The 757-nt window shown below is 63.9% G+C and carries 1 pseudogene; it reads right to left on the bottom strand.

The window, feature by feature from the left end:
* Nucleotides 1–399, bottom strand: a pseudogene (locus EN914_RS37185) (glycosyltransferase family 1 protein); the annotation flags it as partial.
* Nucleotides 400–757 lie beyond the last annotated feature (358 nt).

Genomic DNA, 757 nt, shown 5'->3' with positions numbered 1-757 from the left:
GAGTTGCGAGACGGTCGTGATGCGGGCGGCCTGCCTGCCAAGTGCCGGCAGGATCAAGCGGTGCGCCCAGCGGAATCCTCGCGCGTAGCTCGACGGCATGAGCCTTGTGTGCATGTCATGGATACACGCGATCTGGCGCCTCAGCGCGACGGGAGCGAGATTGCAGAAGCTCAGCAATCCTCCAGGCACATGCCAGGGCAACTGCGCCTGCACCCAAAATTGCGGCAGTCGCGGCCTGCTGAATTCAGGAACGACCCGGACGGGGATGGCATCGAGGCGCAAAGGTTCCGAAAGCGGACGCGGCACCACGAGATCAATCTCCAGGTCGCGACCGAGCGGATGCCCTTCTGAAATGAGGGCGTCGAGAGCCAAGGTGACCTCGCGGGCGTAACGGGCCACACCGGTTGGCCGAAGCGTCGTGAAGTCTCCATTTATCGTCCAGCGCCGTCTCGGCGCTTCCCGGTCCGCGCACACCGCAGCGGGATGGCCGATCAGGAAGTCGGCGCCGGCGACAGCGGATCTGGCCAAGGGCGTGTCGGCACGGTGTCTGTTCGCCGGCCAGGCCGATCTTGGTTGCGGCGACTCCCTCGTATCGAACCCGAGCTTGGCCATGTCCAGCTTCCCCGACCTTCCGGCACCCTAGGCAGACTAGCATTCCCAGGAACACCAAGGCCCTTAAACGTTCGAGGTAGGTACGCTGTCCGACGTCGCCAATCCGGATGATTGCCACTTAGCCGAATGACCCGATGGCCATGGT

The sequence above is a fragment of the Mesorhizobium sp. M7A.F.Ca.CA.001.08.2.1 genome, assembly GCF_003998455.1.
GTDB classification, from domain to species: domain Bacteria; phylum Pseudomonadota; class Alphaproteobacteria; order Rhizobiales; family Rhizobiaceae; genus Mesorhizobium; species Mesorhizobium ciceri.
The sequence above is the reverse complement of the archived record's forward strand: the minus strand, read 5'-3'. Positions and strand labels throughout refer to the sequence as shown.